Genomic DNA, 1811 nt, shown 5'->3' with positions numbered 1-1811 from the left:
TCGTCGGCGCGTTCTTCGGCGTGCTGGCGTAAGGGCCCGGCCTATTATCTGCCCCCAAGGGAAACGGCGACCCATTGCGGTCGCCGTTTTTTATTACCGAAAGCTAGCTGGAGGTGCTTCGTGATTCGATCTGACAATCCACCCGATAATGGCGTGAGCGGGGCGATGTATCTATTTGGCACGGCGCTCTTGTGGAGTTTTATCGGCATCCTCGTTCGCGCCAATTCGCAGTCAGCTCTTTTGATCGGTGCCGTCACGGCAATATTTATGGCGCTCTTTATCCTGCTCGTCGGCAGACCCGTCCTTCGCGTCAGCCGTCTTATTGTCCTTGTGGCCGTCTGCAACTTCGTGACGGGCACCACGTTTAACTTTGCCAACCAGCTCACGACGGTCGGCAACGCGATCGTTCTGCAGTACACCTCGATGATTTTCGTTATCGTATATCAATCGCTCGCAACACACACGTTGCCCTCGCCTGCGAAGATTGCCTCCGTGGTGGTTGCTTTTACGGGTATGGGTCTTTTCTTTTTAGGTGATTTGAGCGCCGAGGGCATGCTCGGAAATCTGCTTGCCGTCATTTCGGGCGCCACCTTTGGGCTGTGTTTCTTTTTAAACTCTCGCCCCGATGCGTCGCCCATGGTGTCCTCGCTCATCTCCTGCGGCATCTCGATACTTCCGATCGTCTATTTTGCCGGCGACCTAGGCTCTGTGAAACCCTTTGAGTGGGGGCTTATGCTGGTGCATGGCCTTTTTTGCAGCGGCCTTGCGAGTGTGCTGTATGCCAAGGGGATTGCGCGCACCAACGCGTTTGCGGCCAACTTGGTTTGCATGAGTGAGGTCGTGCTCGCTCCCTGCTGGTCGGCGCTCCTCTTTGGCGAGGTCTTTCGCTGGAACGAGTTTTTGGGCGCAGCGATGATCGTTTTGGTGATTGTGGCCAACTTGGCATCCGATGCTTTTGGCGACGGCTTTCTGGTGGCGCTTGTCCGCCATCGAAACAAAGAGCGTGCCTAATGGGATGCGCCTGCCGTTTACGGTAAAAAACACCCCGCTGAGCGACTGGTATTAAATAAGGCGAACCTGCATACCTATAATTGGTATCAAATCATTTGTGCCTGGCATGGGTGTTAGCAGCACACCAGGTACGCTTCGAGCCGTGGAATCGAACTCCCGGAATTGATATCAACAACGCGCGCGACGGGAGTGACGACGGTTCGAGATTCCTTATTGGGAGGAATTATGCTTGTCCAAGCAATCCTCGTCGGCTTAGTCGGAGCGTTTGGATGCCTCGACTACCAGCTCGGCACCCTCTACGCGTTCCGCCCCATCGTCCTGTGCCCGCTCGTGGGCCTGGTGCTGGGGGACCTGCAGACTGGCCTTGCCGTTGGCGCCAGCCTGGAGTTGCTGTTCATGGGCTCGATCTCCATCGGCGCCTACGTGCCGCCTAACGAAACCGTCGGCGGCGTGCTCGCCTGCGCGTTTGCCATTCAGCTCGGTCAGGGTACCGAGACGGCCATCGCGCTCGCCATGCCCATCGCCGTCCTTGCGCTGACGATCGGCAACATTACCAATGCCTTGTTCCCTGTGTTTGTCGATATGGCAGACAAGTTCGCCCTCAAGGGAAACCTCAAAGGCATCTACGCCGTTCATTGGGGAATTGGAATCTGGGGCTGCGTCGAGTACTTCCTGCTGTGCGGCGGCGCCTTCTATTTGGGTTCCGACGCCATCCAGGGCCTGCTCGACTTCATCCCGCCCTTCATCATCGACGGTTGCGGCGTTGCCGCCAACATCCTGCCGGCCATGGGCTTCGCCAT

At 57.2% G+C, this 1811-nt stretch carries 2 protein-coding genes; both read left to right on the top strand.

From position 1 onward, the window contains the following. Window positions 1-120: 120 nt before the first annotated feature. A complete protein-coding gene (locus tag DW211_RS09990; protein ID WP_233540998.1) occupies window positions 121-1011 on the top strand; it encodes a DMT family transporter in 891 nt (296 codons plus the stop codon). 225 nt (window positions 1012-1236) lie between these two features. Beyond that, a partial coding sequence (locus DW211_RS09985) for a PTS sugar transporter subunit IIC (protein ID WP_147330331.1) occupies window positions 1237-1811 on the top strand: 575 nt, incomplete at its 3' end.

The organism is Collinsella sp. AM18-10 (assembly GCF_003471585.1).
Taxonomy (GTDB): domain Bacteria; phylum Actinomycetota; class Coriobacteriia; order Coriobacteriales; family Coriobacteriaceae; genus Collinsella.
This window is presented reverse-complemented; position numbering and strand designations above follow the sequence as displayed.